Origin of the sequence: Aliiroseovarius subalbicans, assembly GCF_022678625.1 — a bacterium.
Taxonomy (GTDB): domain Bacteria; phylum Pseudomonadota; class Alphaproteobacteria; order Rhodobacterales; family Rhodobacteraceae; genus Aliiroseovarius_A; species Aliiroseovarius_A subalbicans.
Window position 1 is genome coordinate 233,690 of record NZ_JALBYQ010000001.1, and the last position, 17,870, is coordinate 251,559.

The 17,870-nt window shown below is 64.1% G+C and carries 16 protein-coding genes; 6 read left to right on the plus strand and 10 right to left on the minus strand.

Features of this window, described 5'->3' with window-relative positions; translation table 11 throughout:
- Positions 1 to 46: 46 nt before the first annotated feature.
- From MN188_RS01160 to MN188_RS01170, 3 genes are read right to left on the minus strand one after another with little or no spacing between them, the layout of a single operon-like run.
- Positions 47 to 1,750 carry a peptide ABC transporter substrate-binding protein gene (locus MN188_RS01160; protein ID WP_242104961.1) on the minus strand — a complete coding sequence of 568 codons (1,704 nt, stop codon included), beginning with the start codon at positions 1,748 to 1,750 and terminating at the stop codon, positions 47 to 49.
- Positions 1,747 to 2,793 (minus strand): ABC transporter ATP-binding protein, encoded by a 1,047-nt coding sequence (locus MN188_RS01165; RefSeq protein ID WP_242104962.1) that lies wholly within the window; start codon positions 2,791 to 2,793, stop codon positions 1,747 to 1,749. The genes MN188_RS01160 and MN188_RS01165 overlap by 4 nt, the downstream gene beginning before the upstream one ends.
- The gene (locus MN188_RS01170) at positions 2,786 to 3,790 is read right to left on the minus strand and encodes an ABC transporter ATP-binding protein (RefSeq protein WP_242104963.1); all 1,005 of its coding nucleotides are present in this window, start codon (positions 3,788 to 3,790) and stop codon (positions 2,786 to 2,788) included. The genes MN188_RS01165 and MN188_RS01170 overlap by 8 nt, the downstream gene beginning before the upstream one ends.
- 199 nt (positions 3,791 to 3,989) lie before the next feature.
- Between MN188_RS01170 and argE the strand changes: the two genes are divergently transcribed.
- The 3 genes from argE to MN188_RS01185 are packed head-to-tail and all read left to right on the plus strand — an operon-like array spanning position 3,990 to position 7,683.
- A complete protein-coding gene (gene argE, locus MN188_RS01175) occupies positions 3,990 to 5,153 on the plus strand; it encodes an acetylornithine deacetylase (RefSeq protein ID WP_242104964.1) in 1,164 nt (387 codons plus the stop codon).
- The gene (locus tag MN188_RS01180; protein WP_242104965.1) at positions 5,150 to 6,496 is read left to right on the plus strand and encodes an NAD(P)/FAD-dependent oxidoreductase; all 1,347 of its coding nucleotides are present in this window, start codon (positions 5,150 to 5,152) and stop codon (positions 6,494 to 6,496) included. The genes argE and MN188_RS01180 overlap by 4 nt, the downstream gene beginning before the upstream one ends.
- Positions 6,497 to 6,516: 20 nt before the next feature.
- Positions 6,517 to 7,683 carry a M20 aminoacylase family protein gene (locus tag MN188_RS01185; protein ID WP_242104966.1) on the plus strand — a complete coding sequence of 389 codons (1,167 nt, stop codon included), beginning with the start codon at positions 6,517 to 6,519 and terminating at the stop codon, positions 7,681 to 7,683.
- Positions 7,684 to 7,848: 165 nt separating this feature from the next.
- On the opposite strand, the gene moaA is transcribed toward MN188_RS01185, so the two are convergent.
- A complete protein-coding gene (gene moaA, locus MN188_RS01190) occupies positions 7,849 to 8,856 on the minus strand; it encodes a GTP 3',8-cyclase MoaA (RefSeq protein WP_242104967.1) in 1,008 nt (335 codons plus the stop codon).
- 73 nt (positions 8,857 to 8,929) lie between these two features.
- Between moaA and MN188_RS01195 the strand changes: the two genes are divergently transcribed.
- On the plus strand, positions 8,930 to 9,412 hold the full coding sequence (locus MN188_RS01195) for a D-galactarate dehydratase (RefSeq protein ID WP_242104968.1): 483 nt from the start codon (positions 8,930 to 8,932) through the stop codon (positions 9,410 to 9,412).
- On the opposite strand, the gene MN188_RS01200 is transcribed toward MN188_RS01195, so the two are convergent.
- The 4 genes from MN188_RS01200 to glmU are packed head-to-tail and all read right to left on the minus strand — an operon-like array spanning position 9,402 to position 13,816.
- The gene (locus MN188_RS01200) at positions 9,402 to 10,103 is read right to left on the minus strand and encodes a DNA alkylation repair protein (protein WP_242104969.1); all 702 of its coding nucleotides are present in this window, start codon (positions 10,101 to 10,103) and stop codon (positions 9,402 to 9,404) included. The genes MN188_RS01195 and MN188_RS01200 overlap by 11 nt on opposite strands.
- The gene (locus MN188_RS01205; protein WP_242104970.1) at positions 10,100 to 10,648 is read right to left on the minus strand and encodes a pyridoxamine 5'-phosphate oxidase family protein; all 549 of its coding nucleotides are present in this window, start codon (positions 10,646 to 10,648) and stop codon (positions 10,100 to 10,102) included. Before MN188_RS01205 ends, MN188_RS01200 begins: the two co-directional genes overlap by 4 nt.
- Positions 10,648 to 12,468, minus strand: coding sequence for a glutamine--fructose-6-phosphate transaminase (isomerizing) (glmS, locus tag MN188_RS01210; RefSeq protein WP_242104971.1), 1,821 nt, complete (start codon positions 12,466 to 12,468; stop codon positions 10,648 to 10,650). Before glmS ends, MN188_RS01205 begins: the two co-directional genes overlap by 1 nt.
- Position 12,469: 1 nt before the next feature.
- The gene (gene glmU, locus MN188_RS01215) at positions 12,470 to 13,816 is read right to left on the minus strand and encodes a bifunctional UDP-N-acetylglucosamine diphosphorylase/glucosamine-1-phosphate N-acetyltransferase GlmU (RefSeq protein ID WP_242104972.1); all 1,347 of its coding nucleotides are present in this window, start codon (positions 13,814 to 13,816) and stop codon (positions 12,470 to 12,472) included.
- 124 nt (positions 13,817 to 13,940) lie between these two features.
- Here glmU and MN188_RS01220 point away from each other — a divergent pair, with 124 nt between their 5' ends.
- Positions 13,941 to 14,603, plus strand: a complete 663-nt coding sequence (locus MN188_RS01220) for an HAD-IA family hydrolase (RefSeq protein WP_242104973.1) — start codon at positions 13,941 to 13,943, stop codon at positions 14,601 to 14,603.
- On the opposite strand, the gene MN188_RS01225 is transcribed toward MN188_RS01220, so the two are convergent.
- On the minus strand, positions 14,585 to 15,895 hold the full coding sequence (locus MN188_RS01225) for an MmgE/PrpD family protein (RefSeq protein WP_242104974.1): 1,311 nt from the start codon (positions 15,893 to 15,895) through the stop codon (positions 14,585 to 14,587). The genes MN188_RS01220 and MN188_RS01225 overlap by 19 nt on opposite strands.
- A gap of 116 nt (positions 15,896 to 16,011) precedes the next feature.
- On the opposite strand from MN188_RS01225, the gene MN188_RS01230 reads away from it, so the two are divergent.
- Positions 16,012 to 17,208: a DegT/DnrJ/EryC1/StrS family aminotransferase gene (locus MN188_RS01230; protein WP_242104975.1), complete on the plus strand. Its 1,197-nt coding sequence runs from the start codon at positions 16,012 to 16,014 to the stop codon at positions 17,206 to 17,208.
- A 3-nt stretch (positions 17,209 to 17,211) separates the two neighbouring features.
- On the opposite strand, the gene MN188_RS01235 is transcribed toward MN188_RS01230, so the two are convergent.
- Positions 17,212 to 17,751: a flavodoxin domain-containing protein gene (locus tag MN188_RS01235; RefSeq protein WP_242104976.1), complete on the minus strand. Its 540-nt coding sequence runs from the start codon at positions 17,749 to 17,751 to the stop codon at positions 17,212 to 17,214.
- Positions 17,752 to 17,870 lie beyond the last annotated feature (119 nt).

Below are 17,870 nucleotides of genomic sequence, written 5' to 3' on the forward strand. Positions count from 1 at the left end.
CCCACCGCAACAAGGTGTGGCAGGGCGGCCGTTTGTCAAAGGCGGATCAGTCCGCGCGGGTCCAGTCGGCCACGTTCCACAGCTCGCTGTCCCAGGAGTTCATCTTGACCCCATTGAGCGTGTTGGAATGTGCCGAGACATCGCCACGGTGCACCAGCGGGATCATCGCGCCGGCCTGCATCAGCATGTCGTTCATGGCTTTCGCCAGTTCCGCACGCTCTTCCAGGGCCGAGGTCTGGCCCATCTTCGCGGCAAGCGCGTCATAGGCCGGATCACAGTAACGCGGCATGTTCGAGCCCAGCCAGTTGTTCGACGGCATCGGGATTTCGTCGCAGACCCAGTTGCCCATATAGGCTTCGGGGTCGGTGCCGGCGAAGTTGTTGGTGTACATCTCGATGTCGGCAAACAGCTTCTGATAGGTGTCCGGCGACGACTGGTCACCGCCGAAGAAGACACCGGCGTCGACGTTCTTCAGCTCGGTTTCAACACCGATCTCGCTCCACCACTGCTTCAGCAGCGCCTGGGTGTCCTGGCGCACGGCGTTGGTCGAGGTCTGATACAGGATCGACAGACGAACGCCGTCTTTGGCGCGGATACCGTCGGCCCCTTTGACCCAGCCCGCGCCCTCAAGCATGGCGTTGGCCCCGGCGATGTCCTGCCCCAGACAGGCGTCGTTTGCCGTGGAGGCATAGATCGCCGGTGCGGGCAGCACGTTGCAGGTCGGTTTGCCAGCGGCGCCATAGCCCACTTCGGACACCAGCGCGCGGTCAATGGCCTTCGACAGCGCGGTGCGCACGATCGGGTCGGTCAGGAACGGGTGGGGCCCGCCTTCCAGCGTCGAGCGTTTGTCGCCAAGGGCGGCATCCGGGTTCGACAGGTTCACCATCAGGCGTTCCACGGACGTGCCGAACGAGCTGACCACGGTGCCTTTGCCAGCACCGGCCATCTGCGTCAGGATCGTCGGGTCGATCTGCAGGTTCCAGGCATAGTCGAATTCGCCGGTTTCCAGCACCGAGCGCGCAGCAGCAGCGGCGTCGCCGCCCCCTTTGAACGTCGCCGTGGCAAAGGCCGGCTTGGCCGGGTCACGGTAATGCGGGTTCGCTTCATACGATATCACGTCGTTGGCTTTGAACTCGGTCACGCGGAACGGGCCAGTGCCGTGCGGGCCAAAGTTGGCCTCGGTGCAGTTCGGGGCATCCGCGCCCAGGCAATTGGCGAATTGTGCCGCCTGGATGATCGGGCTTTCCACGCCCACGAACGGCGCATAGGGGAAGGGTTTGGGGCCGTCGAAGGTGATTTTCACCGTCAGATCGTCCAACGCTTCGACGTTTTTCACTCCAGCGAACTTGGATTCCTGCTGGCAGCCGCCTTCGGGGTGCATGCAGTATTCGCCGGTAAAGACCACGTCGGCGGCGGTAAAGTCGCTGCCGTCCGACCATTTGATGCCCGGCGTCAGTTTCCAGGTGATCGTGGTCAGGTCTTCCGAGATGCCGCCATTGGCAACGGTCGGGATTTCATCGACCAGCCAGGGCAGCATGTTGCCTTGTTCGTCATAGCGCGCCAGCGGTTCGATGACCATCGACGACGCTTCGGTGTCCTTGGTACCGCCGGACAAGAACGGATTCAGGATTGAGGCCGCTTGCCAATAGATAATGTTCAGGTGTCCGTCCGCGCCGCGCTCGGCCTGAGCGGTCACGCCAGACAGGGCCACCGCGGTCGCGGCGCCCAGAAGGGCTGTCTTCAGTTTCATGTGGTCTCTCCTTGTTGGATGCTCTTGTTGTCCTCGGATGCCGCCGTGTCTCCGGCGGTCTGATTGTAATGATGGCAGGCCACGAAGCGGCCCGGCTGAACCTCGCGAAACTCCGGGTCTTCGCGGTGGCAGATGTCCATGACCGCCGGGCAGCGGGTGCAGAAATTGCAGCCCTGGGGCGGGTTTGACGGGCTGGGCACGTCGCCTTGCAAAATCACCCGGTCCTCGGTCGTCATGTCCGGGTCAGGCTCTGGCACGGCAGACAGCAACGCCTTGGTGTAAGGGTGCAGCGGTTCGGCGTAGAGCGCTTCGCGCGGGGAAAGTTCGACAACCTTGCCCAGATACATCACCGCCACACGGTCGGCGATATGGCGCACCATCGACAGGTCGTGGGAAATGAACAGATAGGTCAGGTCGAACTTTTCCTGCAGATCCTCAAGCAGGTTCACCACCTGGGCCTGAATCGATACGTCCAGCGCCGCAATTGGCTCGTCGCAGACGATGAATTTCGGGTTCAGGGCCAGGGCGCGGGCGATGCCGATGCGTTGACGCTGGCCTCCGGAAAACTCGTGCGGGTAGCGGTTTGAAAACGTGCGGTTCAGCCCGACCGCATCCATCAGCTCATGCACCCGATCGCGCCGCTTGTCGCGCGACAGGTCGGTGTGCTCCATCAGCGGTTCGCCGATGATCGCCTCGACCGTCATGCGCGGGTTCAGGCTGGCTTGCGGGTCCTGGAACACCATCTGCATCGTCGGGCGCATCTTGCGCAACCCGCCTTGCGGCGTGTCGCCGATCTCGGCCCCGTCGATCTTCACCGACCCGTCGGTGATGTCGTAAAGGCGCAGAATGGCGCGGCCGCAGGTGGATTTGCCACAGCCGCTTTCGCCTACCAGGCCCAGGGTTTCGCCCGCGAATATGTCGAAACTGACGCCGTCGACCGCCTTCACCTCGCCCACACGCTTGCGCAGAATGCCCGCGTAGATCGGGAAATGCATTTTCAGGTCGCGCACCTCGACCAGTTTGCGGGGCGTGGCATCAAGCATCGCGCGGTTCCCCTTTGGCGAGGTCATAGAAACAGGCGGCGTCGTGGCCATCGCCGACCGGCATCCGCGCCGGGTTTTCCTGTTTGCAACGGTCAAAGGCGACCGGGCAGCGGTGGCGGAACGGGCAGGCGGTGGGGATCGCGCCCAGGATGGGCGGTTGGCCTTCGATCACCTTCAACCGCTCAGCCCGATCGCCGCGCACATGCGGGATCGTTTCCAAAAGCGCGGCGGTATAAGGGTGCTGCGGGTTCTTGAACAATTCGCGCACCGGCGCCTGTTCAACCACTTGCCCGCCGTACATCACCATCACCCGGTCCGCGATGCCCGCGATCACGCCCAGGTCGTGGGTGATCCAGACGATCGCCATGCCCAGCTTGTGGCGCAGCTCTTTCACCAGCTCCAGGATTTGCGCCTGGATCGTCACGTCCAGCGCGGTGGTGGGTTCGTCGGCGATCAGAACCTCGGGGTCGCAGGCCAGCGCGATGGCGATCATCACCCGTTGGCGCATGCCGCCGGAAAACTGGTGCGGGTAATCCTTCAACCGCTGTTTGGCGTCGGGGATGCCGACCAGCTCCAAAAGCTCAACCGCGCGGGCGTTGGCCTGGCGTTTGTTCATACCCATGTGGCGCATCAGCGGTTCGCGCAGCTGGAAGCCCACCGTGAACACCGGATTGAGCGAGGTCATTGGGTCCTGGAACACGAAACCGATCCGCGCGCCACGAATGTCGCGCAGGCTGTCGGCGTCCATTTTCAACAGGTCGCGCCCGTCAAACAGCACTTCGCCCCGGCGCACTTCGGCAGGGGGCGAGGGCAACAGGCCGATCAGCGACATCATTGTCACCGACTTGCCCGAGCCGCTTTCGCCGACGACACCCAGAAGCTCGCCTTTCTTCAGGTCGAAGCTGACGTGGTTCACGGCATGAACCTCGCCGCCGCGTGTCTGGAAAACAGTATTGAGGTCCCGGACGTCCAGGACGGGCTGTGCCCCATCGGGCATATGACTCTCCCAAGTATTTGTTCTTCTTGCTTTTCTTGGTGGCGTCCGTCGTTGCGGTGCCCCCCTGTGTTCGAAATTGTTAGCACGAAATATGTTTGCGGCAACATGTTTCTTGACCGACTGGCAAAAACTCCCCTCGCTTGGGTTGACGCAAACCGGACCGCGCGGCAGGCTTCGCGCCAGCATCGGGGGAGTGAACTTGGCAGAACGTCTGAACGCACGCGAAATACTCGACAAACTGGTTGCCTTTCCGACGATCAGCCGGGTCAGCAACCTGGAGTTGATCGACTGGGTCGAGGATTACCTGGCCTCCCACGGCGTGCGCGCGCATCGCGTTTACAACGACGATGGCACCAAGGCGAACCTTTACGCCAACGTTGGACCCGAGGTCGAAGGCGGCGTGATTCTGTCCGGCCACACCGACGTGGTGCCGATTGACGGCCAGGCTTGGGACAGTGACCCTTTCACGGTGATCGAGAAGAATGGCCGCCTGTATGGCCGCGGCACCTGCGACATGAAAGGCTTCGACGCGCTGGCGTTGGCCGCGGTGCCTTTGGCGCTGGAACGCGGGATCAAACGCCCGCTGCAAATCGCGCTGAGTTATGACGAGGAGGTCGGCTGCGTCGGCGCCCCGCGCATGATCCGCGAAATGGCCGGGGCTTTGCCGAAAGCCGAGGCCGCGATCATTGGTGAGCCCTCGATGATGAAGGCCGTGAATGGCCACAAGGGCGGGATTGGGCTGGAAACACATGTGCGCGGCTTCGAGGTGCATTCATCCCTGATGCACACCGGCGTCAACGCCGTGATGGAGGCCAGCAAGCTGATCGACTGGGCCAACAAGGTGAACGCGGACAACATGGCGCGCGAGGCCGGGCCGATCGCCGCCATGTTCACCCCACCCTGGACCACGGCGCATGTGGGCACGATCACCGGGGGCACGGCGGAAAACATCACCGCGAAAGATTGCCGGTTTATCATGGGGTTTCGCGCCGTACCGGGGGAAAGCCTTAAGGATTGGAAGGCGCGCTATCTGGTCAAGGTGGCCGAGGTCGAAGCACAGATGCAGGCGATCCACCCCGAGGCGCGCATTGACGTCACCGAACGGTTCACCGTGCCGGGGTTGCGCCCTGAAACCGATGGCATGGCCGAAACCCTGGCGCGTCGCCTGACCGGGGACAACGGCGACCACGTGGTCAGCTACGGCACCGAAGCCGGGCAGTTTCAGGACGGCGGGTATTCTGCCGTGATCTGCGGTCCTGGGTCGATCGAACAGGCGCATCAGCCCAACGAATTCATCAGCGTCAAGCAATTCCACGCCGGCTGGGTCTTCATGGAGAGGCTGGTGGACTACCTCACCGAATGACGCCGTTCCCGATCTCCGAGGCGCAGCCGATTTTCCATGACAATGCGCTGCCCGGCGCCTGTGACGTGGTGGTCATCGGCGGCGGCGTGATCGGGGTCTCGACCGCTCTGTTCCTGGCACGCGCCGGGCAAAACGTCGTTTTGCTCGAAAAGGGCCGCATCGCGGGCGAACAATCGTCGCGAAACTGGGGCTGGATCCGGGTGCAGGGCAGGGACCCCGCGGAAATCCCGATCGCGATCGAGGCGCAAGCGCTGTGGCGCGAGCTGGCCGCGCAGGTGGACGCTGACATTGGGCTGACACAGGCTGGCGTGGCCTTTCTGGCCGACAAGGACAGCGAACTTGCGGGGTTCGAGGACTGGCTGGACCATGCCCACCCCCATGATCTGGACACCCGCGTTCTGAGCGCCAGTCAGACTGCGGCGCTTTTGCCTCAGGCCACGACGGGCTGGGCTGGTGCGTTGTGGACCCCGTCCGACATGCGGGCCGAACCGTTTCTGGCGGTTCCCGCTTTGGCGCGGTTGGCGGCGAAACACGGCACGATGATCGTCGAGGGCTGCGCGGTGCGGCTGTTGGACGTCGAAGGCGGGCGGGTGGCCGGGGTTGTCACCGAACGGGGCCGCATTCGCGCGGGCCGTGTGGTGTTGGCCGGCGGCGCCTGGTCGTCGCTTCTGTTACGTCGCCACGGCATTTCGATCCCGCAGCTTTCGGTGCGCGCCACCGTGGCCCGCACCGCCCCAATGGACGAAGTGTTCGCGGGTGGCGCGGTTGACGGCAAGCTGGCGTTTCGCCGTCGCACCGATGGCGGGTACACCCTGGCACCGTCGGGGTTTCACGAACTCTACATCGGCCCGGACGCCCTACGCGCTTTTGCCCGTTTCCTACCGCAGCTGTGGCAGGATCCGCTGGGCACGAAATACCTGCCAAAGGCGCCCGCCAGCTTTCCCGACGGCTGGGGCACGCCGCGCCGCTGGTCGGGCGATGCGCCATCCCCGTTTGAAGCCATGCGTGTGTTGAACCCGGCCCCGAATGCGGCCAAGGTGGCGGGGCTGGCGCGTGATTTCAGCGCGACCTTTCCGGGGCTGGGCGACACACGGATCGCCGCCGCCTGGGCGGGCATGATCGACGTGATGCCCGACGTGGTGCCTGTGGTGGACAGGGCCGACGCGCTGCCCGGCCTGACGGTTTGCACCGGGATGTGCGGCCACGGTTTTGGCATTGGCCCCGCGTTTGGACGGATCACGGCAGACCTTGCGATGGCGCGCGATCCGGGCCACGATCTGACGCGGTTCCGGCTGAACCGATTTTCGGACGGGAGCAAGCTGACGCTTGGCCCGAACCTTTGATGTTTACAGGAGAATAGACCATGCCGATCAAGAACCGATTTGCCGAATTGCTGCCCGAAATCACCGAATGGCGGCGCGATATCCACGCCAATCCTGAACTTTTGTTCGACACCCATCGCACCTCGGCGCTGGTCGCCGACAAGTTGGCCACGTTTGGCTGTGACGAGGTGGTGACCGGCATCGGGCGCACTGGGGTGGTCGCCGTGATCAAGGGCAAGACCGATACCTCGGGCAAGGTGCTGGGCCTGCGCGCCGACATGGACGCGCTGCCAATTCATGAGGCGACGGGGCTGGACTATGCGTCAGAAGTTGAGGGCAAGATGCACGCCTGCGGCCATGACGGTCATACCGCGATGCTGCTGGGGGCCGCGAAATACCTGGCTGAAACGCGTAATTTTGACGGCACCTGCGTTGTCATCTTCCAACCTGCCGAAGAGGGCGGCGGCGGTGGCAAGGAAATGGTCGATGACGGCATGATGGAGCGGTTCGGCATCCAGGAAGTGTTCGGCATGCACAACATGCCCGGCCTGCCGCTGGGCGAATTCGCAATTCGCTCCGGCGCGTTTTTCGCTGCCGCTGATCAGTTTGACATCAATGTCGAGGGCAAGGGCGGCCACGCGGCCAAGCCGCATGAGACGATCGACACAACGCTGGTCGCCGCCCATATCGTCGTGGCGCTGCAATCCATCGCCAGCCGCAACATCGACCCGCTGCACTCGGTCGTGGTGTCGACCTGCACCTTCCGCACGGAAAGTGAGGCGCATAACGTGATCCCGCAGCACGTGCTGTTGCGCGGCACCGTGCGCACCCATGACAGCGGCGTGCGCGACGAGGCCGAGGAGACGCTGAAACGCGTCGCCACCGCCACCGCCGAGGCCTTCGGCGCCACGGCGACGGTGACCTACAACCGCGGCTATCCGGTCATGGTGAACAGCGAAGAGCAAACCGAATTTGCCGCCGACGTGGCGCGCAAAGTGTCAGGCAAAGAGACGCTGGAAGTGTCTCCGATCATGGGGGCCGAGGATTTTTCCTATATGCTCGAAGCACGCCCAGGCGCCTATATCCTGGTCGGCAACGGCGATACGGCGATGGTGCACCACCCGGAATACAATTTCGACGACAACGCGATCCCTGCCGGATGCTCCTGGTGGGCCGAGATCGTGGAAAGCCGCATGCCAGCCGCCTGAGGTCGCGGGATCCGAAGGTGTGCCTTCGGCACGCTTGATGTCTCACCGGGTCCGGGATTGCCCCGGCCCCGGTTCGGGATGGGGGCCCGTCGTCATTGTTGCGCTGGGACCGAGCGAAGCGAGGCCACCGACAGCCGGATTACCCCATAATCCGACCCGTGGGGGTTACCCGCCGGTGTGGTTCATGTGGCGCTGGGTCTGGCCCTGAATGTCCTGACGCGAATAGTCGAAATCATGGCCCTTGGGCTTCAACCCGATCCCCGCTCGGATCGCTGCAACCAGTTCGGCATCGTCGTCCGAGGCCCGCAAAGGCCCGCGCAGGTCTGACATGCCATCATGGCCCAGACAGGTATAAAACTGCCCGGTGCATGACAACCGCACCCGGTTGCAGCTTTCGCAGAAATTATGCGTGAGCGGCGTGATGAGGCCGATGCGCTGCCCGGTTTCCTCAAGCCGCACGTACCGCGCCGGGCCGCCGGTGCTGTCGGGCAGATCGGTCAGGGTATAGCGCGTGGCCAGCATCTTGCGCAGATCGGACAGCGGCCAGTATTGGTCCAGCCGGTTTTCCTCGCCCATGTCGCCCATCGGCATGACCTCGATCCAGGTCAGGTCAATGTCCCGTGCGGCGCACCATTCGGTCAGCGAAAACAGCTCGCTATCATTGAAATTCTTCAGCGCGACCGCGTTGATCTTCAAGCGCAGGCCCGCGTCCTGTGCCGCGTCGATGCCTTTCAGCACCTGTGGCAGGCGGCCCCAGCGGGTGATCTTGGCAAACTTGTCTTCGTCCAGCGTGTCGAGCGAGATGTTCACCCGCCGCACCCCGGCCTTCACCAGATCACCGGCAAAACGGTGCAGCTGCGACCCGTTGGTGGTCAGGGTGAGTTCGTTCAGCGCGCCCGAGTCCAGATGGCGCGACATCGCGTCGAAAAAGGTCATGATCCCCTTGCGCACAAGGGGTTCACCGCCGGTGATGCGCAGCTTTTTTACCCCCAGCCCGATGAAAGCGGTGCACAGCCGGTCCAGCTCCTCCAGCGTCAGCAGATCGCGCTTGGGCAGGAAGGTCATGTTTTCCGACATGCAATAGGTGCAGCGAAAATCGCAGCGGTCGGTGACGGACAGGCGAAGGTAATTGACGACCCGGTTGAACGGGTCGATGAGGGGCGCGTTTTCCATCCGGCAAGACTACGCCCAAGCCTGCGATGCCGCAAGCGTTGAAGCCGGGGCGGGAATGGGTCAGACTGGGGCCATGAAACACGTTTTTGTCATCAGTGCCGCCCTTTTAGCTGGCTGTGCCCAACTTCCGTCCCCAGATGCCGGCGCGCCCGGTGCTGACGCGTCTGAAAGCGCGCTTACACGCCCGGTGAAACGCCCCACCGAGGTGGCCGCGCCACCGGCCAATGCGGTGACGGTCGAACAATTCGACACCACCAGCAACGAAGAGCGCGTTGCCGCGACCGAGGTCACCGCCACGGGCGGCGAGGTCGCGCTGGGCCGCACCGTCGCCACGCTGGGCAATCCGGCCGAGGCCGGGTTCTGGCTGGAAACGCCCCTGGTGGATACGGTCAGCGAAGGCCGTGTGGTCAGCACTGCCACCGGTGAAAGCGTCGCGGTTGAGCTGCGCTCGATCGGCGGGCCGGACGGGGCAGGCAGCCGGATTTCTCTGGCCGCGCTGCGTCTGTTGAACGTGGGCCTTGCGGGGCTTCACGAATTGGACGTGTTCAGGCTGTAGGCTTCTTTTTCGGCGGAAAGATGTATTTCTCGGCCTCTTTGCGGGCAAAGGGCTTCAACCGCTTGCCATGCGCTTTCAGAAAAGCACGGGCGCGGTCCGGGTCGTGTTTCGACAGGTCGCGCACCCACCAGGCAACGGCTTTCTGAATGAACCAATCGGGGTCCTCGACATAGGTCTCGGCCCAGCCCAGAACCCGGTCGCGAACCGCTTCTTCCTCGGGCTTCGGGAAATTCTGCTTTGTCCAGGGCAGGGTGATTACCAGTGCTGCGCGTCGGGTCCACATGTGGTCACTTTTCGTCCAGGCCTCGACCTGATCGATCCGGGTGGGATCGGCGACAAGGCGTTTCTGCCCGGCCATGCAAACGTGGTCGGCAATCGCCCAGCTGTCAAAATCCGACACCCAAGTCTGGATCAGGGCCCAGACCCCGTCATCGGGGCGGATGCGGGCCTGGGTCAGAAGTTTGGCGGCGGCCAGCCGGGCCTCGAAGATGTCGGTCTGCCACAGCGCGTCGGCCAGCGCGACGCGCTCCTCCACCGACATGTCCTGGCGCCAGGCCTTGGTCAGATCGTTGATCGCCGGGTTTGCGACGCCCAGAACCTCGCGGGTCTGCTTGTGATAGGTGCGCTGCCCTTCGGCGCGACCCGGCACGATTTCAGCGCGCAGGGCGGCCAATGCGTCATCAAGCGTCATGTGTCGTCTCCAAGGATGTTCGTGTCAAAGCCGTCGATTGTCTGCGTGTTGCGCGTGGCCCAGTAGTCGGGGATCGCATCGCCCCGGTCGACACTCCAGGCCTTCAGCGTGTCACGCTCGCCCGCAGGCTCCATATAGGGCACGGCAAACCCGCAGGAGGTTTGCACAAGTTCGACCGCCACGTCATAGACCTGCCGCGCGCCCAAAGGGGCGCCGAAATGCCCAACCAGCGCGGCCCAATCCGCGTCGCGCGGATGCACGGCGCGTGCGGTGCCATAGCAGCGCAGAATCAGCGGCTGTTTGCCAAATCCGCACCACATCAGCGTGATGCGATTGGCCTTGATCAGGTGCCCGGCGGTTTCGTTTCCCGACCCGGTATAGTTCAACCAGATGATCCGGTTCGGCCCCAGCACCCGCAGGCTATCCATCCCCTTGGGTGAGATATTGACCCGCCCCTCGGCGGCGGCGGTGCCGGTGAAGAACATTGTCTGTGTTTCGATGAAGACGCGGTGGTTGTCCTCAATCCGGTCGAACTGCTTGGCCATTACTCCACCGTCACGGACTTGGCCAGGTTGCGCGGCTGGTCCACGTCCGTGCCTTTGGCAATCGCAGTGTGGTAGGCCAAAAGCTGCGCGGGCACGGCATAGAGGATCGGCTGGATCAGTTCAGGCGCGTCGGGCATGGTGATGGTCTGCCAGACCCCCTCGGCGGCCTTGTCGGCGGCCTTGACGTCGCTCACCAGGATCACCCGACCGCCACGCGCCATGACCTCCTGCATGTTCGACACGGTCTTGTCGAACAGCCCGTCATGCGGCGCCATGACCACGGTTGGGGTGTCCTTGTCGATCAGCGCGATGGGGCCGTGCTTCAGTTCACCTGATGCATAACCTTCGGCGTGTATATAGCTGATTTCCTTAAGTTTAAGCGCACCTTCCAGAGCCAACGGGAACATCTGCCCGCGACCCAGAAACAGCACATCACGCGCGGATTCCAGCTTGCGCGCAACGCCCTGAACCGCCGTGTCGATGGCCAGCGCATGCGACAACAGACCGGGTAGTGCGCGCAGATCGGCCAGATGCGCGGCCAGACTTGCATCGTCCAGCTGCCCCCGGTCATGGGCCGCTTTCAGCGCCAGGATCGCAAAGGTGGCCAACTGGCAGGTGAACGCCTTGGTTGAGGCCACCGAGACCTCGATGCCCGCGTGGATTTCCACTGCCACATCGCTTTCGCGCGCGATCGAACTTTCGGGCACGTTGATCAGGCTCAGCACCTTGTCGGCCTTGCCCTTGGTGTACCGCAACGCGGCCAGCGTGTCGGCGGTTTCGCCCGACTGGCTGACAAAGACGCCCAGGGTACCGGGTGCAAACGGCGCTTCGCGATAGCGGAACTCGGACGCCACGTCGATGTCGACGGGCAGGCGGGCGTAATGCTCGAACCAGTATTTCGCGGTCAGACCGGCGTAATAGGCGGTGCCACAGGCGACAATGGACAGCCTTTCGACCTTGGCAAAGTCGATCCCGCCCAGATCCATCACGATCTTGTCGCCCCGGACGTAATCGTTCAGCACTTCGCCCACCACTGTGGGCTGCTGGGCGATTTCCTTGGCCATGAAATGCTTGTAACCGGCTTTTTCGATCCGGGCCGCGTCCATCTGCACGGTCTTGACCGCGCGTTCCACCGGGGCACCCGCGGCGTCAAAGATCTGCGCGCCGGCGCGGGTGATCACGGCATAATCGCCTTCTTCGAGGTAGGTGATCCGGTCGGTCATCGGCGCCAGCGCGATCGCGTCCGAGCCGACGAACATTTCACCATCCCCGTGCCCGATCGCCAGCGGGCTGCCCTTGCGGGCGGCAAACATCAGGTCGGTTTCGCCGTCAAACAGGAAACAAAGGGCAAAAGCGCCCTCAAGCCGCTTCAGCGTCGCCTCAACCGCCGTGCGCGGGTCCATGCCCTGACGCAGATGCTGCTGGGTCAGAAGGGCGACGGTTTCGGTGTCGGTTTCGGTGACGAATTTGATGCCCTTGGCCGCAAGCTCCTCGCGCAGCTCACGAAAATTTTCGATGATGCCGTTGTGCACGACCGACACGGGGCCGGCGCGGTGCGGGTGGGCGTTGTCCGTGGTCGGCGCACCGTGGGTGGCCCAGCGGGTGTGGCCGATGCCCGATTTACCCGGCAGGCTGTCATGCACCAACAGGTCGGACAGGTTCGCAAGCTTACCGACCGCGCGACGGCGGTGCAGCTGGCCTGCATCGTTTACCGTGGCGATGCCCGCGCTGTCATAGCCGCGATACTCCAGCCGCCGCAGGCTTTCGACCAGGATAGGGGCGACTTCATGATTGCCCAGAACGCCAACAATCCCACACATCCTACTTGCCCTTCCTGGCCTTGAGCGCCCGCAGCCGGGCAAAAAACTTGATCGCGAGGCCGGGTTTGTTCACCTGTTCGGCCCGCGCCACGGCCATCGCGCCATCGGGCACGTCTTTTGTGATCACAGCCCCCGTCGTGGTCATGGCGTCATCGCCTACGGTGACCGGTGCCACCAGCATCGTGTCGGAGCCAATGAAGGCGCGTGCGCCAATGTGAGTGTGGTGTTTCATCACGCCGTCATAATTGCAGGTAACAGTGCCCGCGCCCAGATTGGCGGCCTCGCCCACACTCGCATCCCCAACATAGGACAGGTGGTTCACCTTTGCGCCTTCGCCGATCTGCGCGTTTTTGATCTCTACGAAATTGCCGATCTTGGCGTTGTTTGCCAGCTCGGCGCCGGGTCGCAGGCGGGCATAGGGGCCGACAATTGCGCCCTTGGACACGTGGCAGCCTTCAAGATGGCTGAAGGCGCGGATGCGCGCGCCGCTTTCAACTGTGACACCGGGGGCAAAGACCACGTTGGGCTCGACCACGGCCTCGCGGCCGATCACCGTGTCGTGGGAAAAGAACACCGTTTCGGGGGCCAAAAGCGTCACGCCATTCTCAAGCGCCGAAGCACGGGCGTTGGATTGAAAAAGAGATTCAGCATCAACGAGTTCCGCGCGATTATTGATGCCCAGCGTTTCGTTTTCGGCGCAACTTACCGCCGTGGCGCTCAACCCGCGTGTATTGGCGACCTCGACGATGTCCGTCAGGTAATACTCGCCGCTCGCATTGTCATTTCCGACCGCGTCAATCAGGTCGAACAAGGTCAAAGCCTTGGCGGCAACAACGCCGCTATTACAAAGACTTATCGCGCGCTCTTCATCTGTCGCGTCCTTGAATTCAACGATCCGGGACAGGCGATCGCCGTCCATTACCAAGCGGCCATAGCGCCCGGCGTTTTCGGTATCGAAGCCCAGCACCACCACATCGGCCTGGTCGCGCGCGGCGGCAAGGCGTTCCAGCGTCTCGGCGGCGGTAAACGGCGTGTCGCCATAAAGCACCACGGCGTCACCGTCGAACCCTTCCAGCGCGGAGCGCGCCTGGGCGACGGCATGGGCCGTGCCCAGTTGCTCTTCCTGCACCACCACGGTCACATCGGCGTCGATGTCACGCGCGGCCGCCTCGACCAGCTCGGCGCCGTGACCGGCGACGATCACCACCCGCTCAGGATCCAGTGCGCGACCATGCGCCCAGGCATGGGCAAACAGCGGCGCCCCGCCCAGCTCATGCATGACCTTCGGCAGGTCGCTTTCCATTCGGGTGCCTTTGCCAGCGGCAAGGATGATCAGGGCTGTGGACATTTTTATCTCTTTAATAACACTTGCCGCCGTTTTAACCCTAACGAGCCAACCCGCAAGGGGCGGGGCATCAATTTCCCTTTCGCACTGTTACACCGGGCGGCGGGGCTTTGCCGAAAGGGCCAACATGCGTAGTGTGATTTTCGATTTGGACGGGACGCTGGCGGACACGTCCGGTGACCTGATCGCCGCGGCCAACGCCTGTTTCCAACGCCTGGGCCACGGCGACCTTCTGGATGCCAGCGCCGACGCCGCCACCGCCTTTCGCGGCGGGCGGGCGATGCTGCGGCTGGGTTTCGCGCGTCTGGGCGTGGGGGGCGAGGCCGAGATCGACCGCGAATTTCCCTTCCTGCTGGAGGCCTATGGCGCGGATATCGACCGTCACACAAGGTTGTATCCCGGCGCTATCGACGCGGTCGAGCGGCTGCGCGGCGCGGGTTATGCGGTGGGCATTTGCACCAACAAGCCCGAAGGGCTGGCGGAAACGCTGATGACCCGGCTGGGGGTGCGCGATCTGTTTGCATCGCTGGTCGGGGCCGACACGCTGCCCACCCGCAAACCTGACCCGGCGCCGTTCTTTGCGGCGGTGGAACGCGCGGGCGGGGATGGGCGACGGTCGCTTCTGGTCGGCGACACCGAAACCGACCGCAACACGTCGCGCGCCGCAGGCGTGCCGTCGATCCTTGTCACGTTCGGGCCGGATGGGCGCGGGGTCGAGGCGTTGCAGCCCGAGGCGTTGTTGGACGACTACGCCGATCTGGACGGGATCGTTCAGGCGTTGATCGGCTGAGTGATCAGCGCGGCCAGCGGTCCAAGGCCGTCGGCAGGCAGGCCGTCGATGGCCGCTTCGATCGCGCTGGCCCGATCCGTGCCCACAAGGGGGGCCGCCAGCCCGTGAAACTTGGCGCGCAAATCGGCCTCGCTGGGGGGGGCGGTCGCGTCCCACTTCGGTTCATGCCAATCCGAGTGCAATTGCGATCCGTCGCGCAGCACCAAGGTCGCCCGGGCCAGACGTGTGGCCGGGAAGGCCGCGTTTGCGGCGTCGTCTTCGGTCATCAGCAAACCGCGTGACAGGCGCAGGACCTCGGGGTGGCGCAAAGCCGAGCCGGTCAGATCGGCCGGGGTTACATCGCCGCGCACCATCGCCACGGCAACCGGGAACGAGGTGGAATACTGCGCTTCGTCCGTGCTGTTCGGTTCGGACGTGGCCAGGCGCACGCTTTCGTGGAAGGTCTCGACCTGGATGTGGTCCACATCGGCGGCAGTGACGCCGTGGCGCTGGCGCAAGGCCAATACGGCCTCAACCGGGGCTTGGGCCCAACGGCAGACTGGGTAGGGCTTGTAGTATTGTTCGTTGGTCAGCCAGCGATTGCCGAGATCGGCCCAGTGATCCGGCGCCTGCTCCAACGTCAGCGCGGGCGCGCCAGTGAAGCCTGCTTGCGCTAGAAGGGCGGCGGACACCCCCGCCATTGCGCCCCAGCCCGACCCGTCTTTCACCATCGTCGGGTGGTCGATGCAGCGCATCATCTGGCTGCGCGGCCCGTGGTATTCGGCGATTCCCATCGCGTGGCGGGTCCGGTCGGGATCCAGCTCCAGGTAACGCGCGCCGATGCCTGCGCAGGCCACCGCCGCCCAGGCGCCCGAGGTGTGGTAGTCCGGCGCGCTGTCGTGCAGCGCCGTCGCCAGCCGGCAAGCAAATTCGTATCCCAGCGTCAGCGCGGTCAGGAAGGCGGCGCCGTCCATGTTGCCGGTTTCAAGCGCAAAGGCGAAAGCGGCGGGGAAGGTGGCGCAGCCCGCGTGGCCCTTGGCCGGGTTGAACCCATCATGCCCGTCCAGCGCGTCGATCGTGGCCGCGCCCGCATGGGCCAGACCGGGAGCTGAAACGGCCCGGCCATCGAACAGCAGCGCGTGGCGACCGGGGGTCTGGGCGCTGGCAAAGTCGCGGGTGATCCGGCTGGCGCGGGTCGAAGCACCCCCCAGCCCGACGCCGATCAGGTCCAGCAGGTTCAGCTTTACCTGTGTCTGCGTCCCGGCGGGAATGTCAGTCCAGGTCAGCCGGTGTAGGGCGTCAAGGGGTGTCATCCCCTGAGCCTGATCCGGTTTCACCGGGCAAAAATGCCAATTTGCGACAGAATCCCGGTTTTTCCCAGCGGGATCCCCGCATTGACCTTCGGCGGGCGCATGCCCAAAGTCGCGCCATGAGCGAACGATTCACAGGGTCATTTACCCAGCAGGAGCCGATCCCAGAGGCAGGCATCGAAGCCGCGTTGCGGGTCATGCAATCGGGCCGGTTGCACCGCTACAACGTGGTCGAGGGCGAGATTGCCGAGACCGCTTTGCTGGAAGAGGAATTCGCCGCCGCGATGGGGGCGACATTCGCGCTGGCGGTGGCCTCGGGCGGCTATGCCATCGCGACCGCCCTGCGCGCGCTGGGAGTGGGGCCGGGCGACCGGGTTCTGACCAACGCCTTCACCCTGGCACCTGTGCCGGGGGCGATTGCGTCGCTGGGCGCGGTGCCTGTCTTTGTTGGCGTGACCGAAAGCCTGGTCATCGACCTGGAGGATCTGGCGGCGAAACTGGACCAGGCGGAGGTGCTGCTGCTGTCGCATATGCGCGGCCATATCTGCGACATGGAGGCGCTGATGGCGCTCTGTAACGCGGCCGGGGTGCGGGTGGTGGAAGACTGCGCCCACACAATGGGTGCGCGGTGGAACGGGGTCTTGTCGGGCCGTCACGGGGTGATGGCGGCCTATTCGACACAGACCTACAAGCACCTGAATTCGGGCGAAGGCGGGCTGTTGATCAGCGATGATCCTGATCTGATGGCAAGGGCGATCATGCTGTCGGGGTCGTATATGTTGTTTGATCGCCACCGCGCCGCACCGCCGCCTGAGGCCTTCGAGACGGTGAAATACCTGACCCCCAACATATCGGGCCGAATGGACAATCTGCGTGCCGCGATCCTGCGCCCGCAACTGGCGCAGCTGGACGCGCAATGCGCGGCCTGGAATGCGCGCTATCGCGTGGTCGAAGAGGGGCTGCGTGACCTGCCTGGGCTTACGGTTATCGAGCGGCCTGCACAGGAAGACTACGTCATGTCCTCGTTCCAATTCCTGCTGCTGGATTGGTCCGATGCGGCGGTGGCCGAGGTGCTGCGCCGCTGTGCCGACCGGGGGGTTGAGCTGAAATGGTTCGGTGGGGTCGAGCCCAGCGGCTTTACCTCGCGCTATGACAGTTGGCGCTATGCCCCCAGCGATCGGATGCCCGCCACCGACCGCGTGCTGCGCGGTGTGTTGGACCTGCGCCTGCCGCTGACCTTCAGCCTGGAGGATTGCGCCCTGATCGCCCGGATCATCCGCGACGAAGTGGGGTCGGTCTTTCAGTCTGGCGTCTAGCCCTTAAAGCGCGGCAAGCCTGTCGGCATAGGCGTCGACCCGGTCCCAGTCGGTGAATTCATAGTCACGCGTCGTGTCGGTGATCAGCCCGCCCTGCGTCGCGATCCGTTTCATGATGAAGCGTTCGACCCAGTTCAGCCGGGAAAACCGCAGGGCACCGGCAAACACCTGGGCCTCGGGGAAAGGCACGGGCAGGTCCGCGTCCAGTCGTGCCTGCGCTTCGGCGATGCGGTCGGTTTTCACCATCGGATCAACCTCGGCCGCCCCCAGCGACACCAAGAAGATGTCATGCGGTAGGCTGTCGATCAGGTCGGCGTGGCGCTTGACGAAGCTCAGCATCTCTTTCTCGATCCTGCCGACGTGAACCGACGCCCCGAACACGAGACGGTCAAACCGCGCGGGCGCAGGGGCGACGGCGGTCTTGTCGCCGGCGTTTTGCAGTGTGGCTTCGTGGCCCGCCGCGCGCAGCCGTTCGGTGACGCGTTGTGCGATCGCCTCGGTCTGCCCTTCCCGGGTGGCAAAAGTCAGAAGAAAGCGTGTCATGGCCCACTCCTTTGGTCCGTATGCAATCGGTGCATTTTAATCCAGCGCCGCGCCCGCATCCATGACCCAGATCAGCCCGTCGCGACGCTGCGTCGCCATTGACGCGAATCGATGCTTTG